Source organism: Pseudomonas sp. 65/3-MNA-CIBAN-0223, assembly GCF_040310425.1.
Classification (GTDB): domain Bacteria; phylum Pseudomonadota; class Gammaproteobacteria; order Pseudomonadales; family Pseudomonadaceae; genus Aquipseudomonas; species Aquipseudomonas gregormendelii.
This window is the reverse complement of sequence record NZ_JBEOPV010000131.1, coordinates 1-274: the sequence shown is the minus strand read 5'-3', so window position 1 is coordinate 274 and position 274 is coordinate 1. Positions and strand designations below refer to the sequence as shown.

The following is a 274-nucleotide window of genomic DNA, read 5'->3' as shown; positions in this document are numbered from 1 at the left end:
GACCAGCTTGGTCTCGTCGTCGAGCAGGCTGACGATGGGTGCCGAGGCGCGGCTGACTTCGTCGGCCAGGTTGACGGTGATCGAGTAGCCCTTGACCGGATAGATATTTACCCGGTCGCCGAGTTGCGCGGCCAGTCCACGGCTGGCAGTGCCGGCGCAGATCACCAGGCCATCGAACTCCAGGCGCTCGCCACCGGCAACGCCACCTAGCGTCACGGTCGCGCGCTTACCATCGGTGGCCACCGCCTGCACGTCCTCGCCATAGAGGCAGCGC

Annotated in this window: 1 protein-coding gene; it reads right to left on the bottom strand. The window is 66.8% G+C overall.

The window, feature by feature from the left end; all coding sequences use genetic code 11:
* On the bottom strand, positions 1 to 274 hold a 274-nt coding region (locus AAEZ09_RS28235; protein WP_350601641.1), incomplete at both ends, for an FAD-dependent oxidoreductase.